Origin of the sequence: Kitasatospora sp. NPDC057500, from assembly GCF_042802195.1 — a bacterium.
Lineage (GTDB): Bacteria > Actinomycetota > Actinomycetes > Streptomycetales > Streptomycetaceae > Kitasatospora.
This window is the reverse complement of the sequence record NZ_JBHVER010000322.1, coordinates 1-5,724: the sequence shown is the minus strand read 5'-3', so window position 1 is coordinate 5,724 and position 5,724 is coordinate 1. Positions and strand designations below refer to the sequence as shown.

Genomic DNA, 5,724 nt, shown 5'->3' with positions numbered 1-5,724 from the left:
GGGCGGAGGGGCGGGCAGCGGAAGCCGTACGCGGGGCGGACCGTGCGGGTCAGACCGTGCGGGCCAGGTCGGCCGCGCCGGCGATGCCGGCGGCGGAGCCGGTCGAGGCGAGCACCACCTCGGCGCGCGGGCGGTGCACCCCGCCGGTCAGGTAGTGCTCGAACGCCTTGGCGACCGGGTCGAGCAGCAGTCGGCCGGAGTCGGAGACGCCGCCGCCGAGCACGAAGACCCCCGGGTCGAAGAGCGCCGCGAGGTCCGCCATCCCCCGGCCCAGCCAGTCGGCCAGCTCGGCGTAGCACTCCAGCGCGAGCGGGTCGCCCTCCTCGGCGGCCTGGGTGATGTGGATGCCGCGGATCGTCTCGGCGACGCCGTCGTTGAGCTCCAGCATCCGCTTGCCGCGCAGCGGGTCGGCGGCGGAGCGCTCACGGCCGTAGCGGCGCAGCGCCCGGCCGGAGCCGTACTGCTCCCAGCAGCCCTTGCCGCCGCAGCCGCAGGGCAGGCCGTCCGGGACCATGTTGAGGTGGCCGATCTCGCCGGCCACGCCGAACCGGCCGCGGTGCAGCCGGCCGTCCAGCACCAGGCCGCCGCCGATGCCGGTGCCGACGGTGATCAGCACCATGTCCTCGTGGCCGATGCCCGCACCGAAGCGGAACTCGGCCCAGGCGGCGCAGTTGGCGTCGTTCTCGATGACCGCGGGAAGCCCGGTGAGCTCCTCGATCCGGCCGCGCAGGGGCTCGTCCTCCCAGGCGATGTTGGGAGCGAAGATCACCGTGGAGCGGTTGCGGTCGACGAAGCCCGGGGCGCCGATGCCGGCCGCCGTCACGTCGGGGTACTGCTCCTTGAGTTCGCGCACGGCCTGCGCGATCGCGTCGACCGCCCACTGCGGGTCGGCCGGGGTGGGAACCCGGGTCCGGGCCAGGATCTCGCCGGCCTCGTCGACCACGCCTGCCGCGATCTTGGTCCCGCCGACGTCGACGCCGATGGTCAGAGCCATGTGTCCCTCAGCTATTCACTCGTTCCCGCTGGACGGAACGCTACCGCCCAACCATGCCCCCGTACACACCTCCGCCTACATTAACCGAAGACAATCCGACAACAACTGGGCTGAGACCCTTCAAAAGTCGTACATTTTCACCGGTTGCATCACAGGATGAAGCCGGAATGCGACCCGGAGGTCATCCGGGGTTCACTGCTTGTCGGACGGGCCTTCAGGCGTGTCGTCCAGGTCCACCCGCTCGGTGCGGGCCGGGCCGCCCGCGGTCCAGCGGTGCTCGTGGCCGGCGACGGCGGCCCGGTAGGCGGCCAGCAGTTCGGAGCCGGCGGCGGCCAGACCGGTGCCGGCGGCGGCGAGGTGGCCGTACACCTCGGGCTGCTTCTCCCGCAGGCGGTCGGCCAGCCCGGCCAGCGAGACCAGGGTCTCGGCGCTCGCCTCCTGGGCCTTCCCGCCGACGGCGGCGGCGAACCGGCGCACCTCGTCCACCAGCGGGCCCAGCTCCGGGCCGAACGGGTGCGGGCTCCCGTCCTGCTCTGCGGTGGGCTCGGTCCGGTCCGTGGTGGTCATCTCGCGCACGCCTCCTCAGCAGCGGTGGCCGCGCCCGCGGCCACCCGCCCCGACGCTACCGGACCGGGCGGAGGCCCCGGACGCCCGAGCGGGCGACCGCGCCCCGAGCCGCAGCGGCGCGCCGGTGCCCGAGGAGGGGGCCGAAGGAGAGAGGTGACGAGCGGCCGGCGAAGGGAGGGACTGCCGGAGCACGGGGGCGCCTCCCGGCCACCGGGCCGGGGAGAGCGCCGACGCCGAATCGGGGCGCCCCGCAGGCGTGTGGGGGAGGTCAGCGGGGCCAGAGGGCGGGGTCCGGCGCGAACCGGACGGTGAGGACGCCCTCGTGCAGGCCCGCGCCGGCGACGGTGCAGCGGCGCAGGGCCGAGGGCAGGGCGAGCACCCGGCGGTGGGCGCCGAGGCCGACCACCAGTTCGTCGCCGCGCCGGACGAGGTCGAGGTCGGCGCGCTCGGCGCCGGGCAGGGCGAGGTGCCACACCAGCAGGCCGTCCGACGCCAGCCGGTCCTCGACGGTCCACGGTCCGGCCGGGCGCGGCCCGGGGCCGGGACCGGCGCCGTAGAGGCGGTCGGCGACGGCCTCCGGGGTGGCCTCGGCGGGCCCGGTGGTGAGCACCGGGATGTCGCCGCAGGCGGCGGCCAGCGCGGCCAGTTCGTCCTGGCGGCGGCGGGCCAGGGCGGCCAGCCACGGGTCCGGCGAGCCGGCCGCGGCCTCCGGCAGCACGCCGTGCACCACCACGGCGTCCGGGCGGTGGCCGTGCAGGGCCAGCCCGGTGCGGATCCGGCGCAGCTCGTCGAAGGGGTGGGCGTCGGCCGCGGTGACCAGGCGGACGCTGGTGCCGGGCGCGGTGATCGCGGCGCGGGCGGCGGCGAGCGCGCCGACGGCCTTGCCGCGCGCCTCGTACAGCCAGTCGGCGGGCATCGGCACCCCGGCGAGGCCGGCCAGCAGCGGGCGCAGCGCCCGGGCGGCCTGGCGCTGCTCGGGGACCAGCCGGGCCAGGTAGCGCTCCAGCTGTTCGGGCAGGGCGAGGGTGGCGATCAGGTCGGCCGGCGGCGGGGCGAGCACCACCAGGACGTCCGCGTCGGCCGCGGGCAGTGCCCGCAGCAGGGCGAGCCGGGCGGTGCCGGGGAGGGCGGTGAGTTCCTCGGGGTCGAGCGGGTCGGCGCCGAGCAGGTCGAGGGCGGGCTTGAGCCGGCCGCCGATCTCGCCGAGGGCGTGCCGGAAGGCGGCCTGCTCGTCGGTCCGGGCGACGGTCAGCCCGGGCGCGTACGCGGCGGGGCCGGGCTCCAGGCGCACGCCCAGGGCGGCGTCCAGGGTGCGGTGCGGGTCGTCGGCCGCCAGCAGTACGGTGCGCCGGCCCCGCCGGGCGGCGTGCAGGGCGGTGGCGGCGGCCACCGCGGGTGCCGCGTGGTCGCCGCTGACCAGGATGGTGCGTGTCGCCGTCATGCCGTGCCGCCCCCGTTCGTCCGCGCCGCCGCGCTCAGAGCGCCTTGCCGGCGGCGGTGTCCTCGACGCGCTTCTTCAGGCCGGCCAGGGCCCGGTCGATGATGACCTTCTCGGCCTTGCGCTTGATCATGCCGAGCATCGGGATCTTGACGTCGACGGCCAGCTGGTAGGTGACCTCGGTGCGGTCGGCGCCGAGCGGGGCCAGGGTGTAGGAACCGTCGAGCGAGCGGAGCATCTGGCTGCGCACCAGGGTCCAGGCGCACTCGCGGTCGCCGTCCCAGGTGTAGGCGAGGACGTGCTCGTCGCGGATGGCGCCGGCGTCGAGCACCAGCCGGACCTGGGCGGCGCGGCCGCCCTCCGCGGTCTCCAGGACCTCGACCTCCTTGACCTCGCCGGTCCAGGCCGGGTAGGCGGCGAAGTCGGCGATCACGGCCATCACCTTCGCCGGGGTCGCGTCGATGGTGATGCTCGACCTGGTGTGCTCCGCCATGGAATGGCCCTCCGCGTCGTCCCGTGCTGCTGGTCCGGCCGAGCCTGCTCGGCCGGGTGCGCCCGGAGCAGGCTATCGCGCCCCGTGATCCGGCCCCTCCTTCGGTGCACCCCGGACGGGGCCCGGACGGCGCCGCGGACGGCCCGTGCGGGGCCGCTCCGGCGGCTACCGGCCGGTCACCCGCGGGCTGCCGTAGGGTGCCATTCGAACGACCCGGTCCCGACCTGGTCGGACGGGTCAAGGTGTGACACTTCGAACACCGGAGCCGACCCCCCTGGTCGAAGCTGCCTACCGGGCAGTAACGTCCTGCCGTCCCGCAGCGTCGCGAACGAGGAGCAGTCTTGCTCGACTTCAGCCTTCCGGCCCTCTACCAGGTACCGAGCGGCGGTAACCTCTCCGACATCGTGGTCCAGAACGCCGAGCGGCACCCCGACGTCGCGGTGCTCAGCCGCAAGGTGGACGGCCGGTGGCAGGAGTTGACCGCCGCCCAGTTCCTGGTGGAGGTGCACGCCGCGGCGAAGGGGCTGATCGCCGCGGGGATCGCGCCGGGCGACCGGGTGGGCATCATGTCCCGCACCCGGTACGAGTGGACGCTGCTGGACTTCGCGATCTGGACGGCCGGTGCGATCACCGTGCCGGTGTACGAGACCTCCTCCGCCGAGCAGGTCGAGTGGATCCTCGGCGACTCCGGGGCGGTCGCCGTGTTCACCGAGACCGCGACGCACAGCGCGGTGGTCGCCGAGGTCGGCGACCGCCTGCCGGAGCTGCGGCACACCTGGCAGATCGAGGGCACCGCGCTCGCCGCGCTGGCCGAGTCGGGCCACGGGGTCGCCGAGGCCACCGTCACCGAGCGCCGTTCGGCGGCCGGCCCGGACTCGATCGCCACCATCGTCTACACCTCGGGCACCACCGGACGCCCGAAGGGCTGTCAGCTGACGCACGGCAACTTCCTGGCCGAGTGCGGCAATGTGGTGGAGCGGCTGGCCCCGCTGTTCCGCACCGGCGAGAGCTCCGTCCTGCTCTTCCTGCCGCTGGCCCACGTGCTCGCCCGGATCGCCGAGATCGCCCCGGCGATGGCCCCGATCAAGCTCGGCCACGTCTCCGACATCCGGGACGTCACCGCCGAGCTGGCCGCGTTCAGGCCGACCCTGATCCTGGGCGTGCCCCGGGTGTTCGAGAAGGTCTACAACACGGCGCGGGCCAAGGCGCAGGCCGACGGCAAGGGGAAGGTCTTCGACAAGGCCGCCGACACCGCGATCGCCTACAGCCGGGCGCTGGACGCGGGCGGCGCCGGGCTGCTGCTCAGGCTGAAGCACGCCGTCTTCGACAAGCTGGTCTACGGCAAGCTGCGGGCCGCCCTCGGCGGCCGGGCCACCCACGCGATCTCCGGCGGCGCGCCGCTCGGCGAGCGCCTGGGCCACTTCTACCGGGGCATCGGCTTCACCGTGCTGGAGGGCTACGGCCTGACCGAGACCTGCGCGGCCACCGCCTTCAACCCGTGGGACAAGCCGAAGATCGGCTCGGTCGGCCAGCCGGTCCCCGGCGCCTCGGTGCGGATCGCCGAGGACGGCGAGGTCTTCTTCAAGGGCCCGCACGTCTTCACCGGCTACTGGAACAACCCGCAGGCCACCGCCGAGACCCTCAAGGACGGCTGGATCGCCACCGGCGACCTCGGCTCGCTGGACGACGAGGGCTACCTGACCATCACCGGCCGCAAGAAGGAGATCATCGTCACGGCGGGCGGCAAGAACGTCGCCCCGGCGGTGATCGAGGACCGGATCCGGGCGCACGCCCTGGTCGGCGAGGTCATGGTGGTCGGCGACCGCAAGCCCTTCGTGGCCTGCCTGATCACCGTCGACGAGGACTTCTTCCCCAAGTGGAAGGAGCTGAACGGCAAGCCGGCCGGCGCCACGGTGGCCGACCTGCGCGAGGACGCCGAACTGCTGGCCGCCCTGCAGAGCGCGGTGGACGACGGAAACGCGGCCGTCTCGCACGCCGAGGCGGTGAAGAAGTTCCGGCTGCTCGACACCGTCTTCTCCGAGGAGAGCGGCCATCTGACGCCCTCGCTCAAGCTCAAGCGCAACGTCGTGCTGAAGGACTTCGCGGCCGACGTCGAGGCGATCTACCGGAAGTAGCCGCCTCCCCCGAGCCGTCGGGGGGGGCCCCCCCCCCCCCCGGGGGGGGGGGCGCCCCCCCCCCCCCCCACCCCCCCCCCCCCCCCCCGCCGCCCCC

The 5,724-nt window shown here is 74.9% G+C and carries 5 protein-coding genes; 1 reads left to right on the top strand and 4 read right to left on the bottom strand.

The features are described from left to right. Window positions 1–49: 49 nt before the first annotated feature. The 4 genes from ACFU74_RS35525 to ACFU74_RS35510 form a co-directional block, all read right to left on the bottom strand. Complete coding sequence (locus ACFU74_RS35525; protein ID WP_380764268.1) at window positions 50–994, bottom strand: ROK family glucokinase; 945 nt, start codon at window positions 992–994, stop codon at window positions 50–52. A 192-nt stretch (window positions 995–1,186) separates the two neighbouring features. Further along, a complete protein-coding gene (locus ACFU74_RS35520) occupies window positions 1,187–1,561 on the bottom strand; it encodes a DUF5304 family protein (RefSeq protein WP_380764267.1) in 375 nt (124 codons plus the stop codon). Window positions 1,562–1,829: 268 nt separating this feature from the next. After that, on the bottom strand, window positions 1,830–3,002 hold the full coding sequence (locus ACFU74_RS35515) for an ArsA family ATPase (RefSeq protein WP_380764266.1): 1,173 nt from the start codon (window positions 3,000–3,002) through the stop codon (window positions 1,830–1,832). Window positions 3,003–3,036: 34 nt separating this feature from the next. Then, window positions 3,037–3,492 (bottom strand): SRPBCC family protein, encoded by a 456-nt coding sequence (locus ACFU74_RS35510; protein ID WP_380764265.1) that lies wholly within the window; start codon window positions 3,490–3,492, stop codon window positions 3,037–3,039. A gap of 341 nt (window positions 3,493–3,833) precedes the next feature. Between ACFU74_RS35510 and ACFU74_RS35505 the strand changes: the two genes are divergently transcribed. Next, entirely contained in the window at window positions 3,834–5,627 is a 1,794-nt protein-coding gene (locus ACFU74_RS35505) for an AMP-dependent synthetase/ligase (protein WP_380764264.1), read from the top strand. The last annotated feature ends 97 nt before the right edge of the window (window positions 5,628–5,724 follow it).

Excerpts from the sequence above, each read along its gene's own strand:
- ACFU74_RS35525 (WP_380764268.1), bottom strand. The coding sequence starts at position 994 with ATGGCTCTGACCATCGGCGTCGACGTCGGCGGGACCAAGATCGCGGCA.
- ACFU74_RS35520 (WP_380764267.1), bottom strand. The coding sequence starts at position 1,561 with ATGACCACCACGGACCGGACCGAGCCCACCGCAGAGCAGGACGGGAGC.
- ACFU74_RS35515 (WP_380764266.1), bottom strand. The coding sequence starts at position 3,002 with ATGACGGCGACACGCACCATCCTGGTCAGCGGCGACCACGCGGCACCC.
- ACFU74_RS35510 (WP_380764265.1), bottom strand. The coding sequence starts at position 3,492 with ATGGCGGAGCACACCAGGTCGAGCATCACCATCGACGCGACCCCGGCG.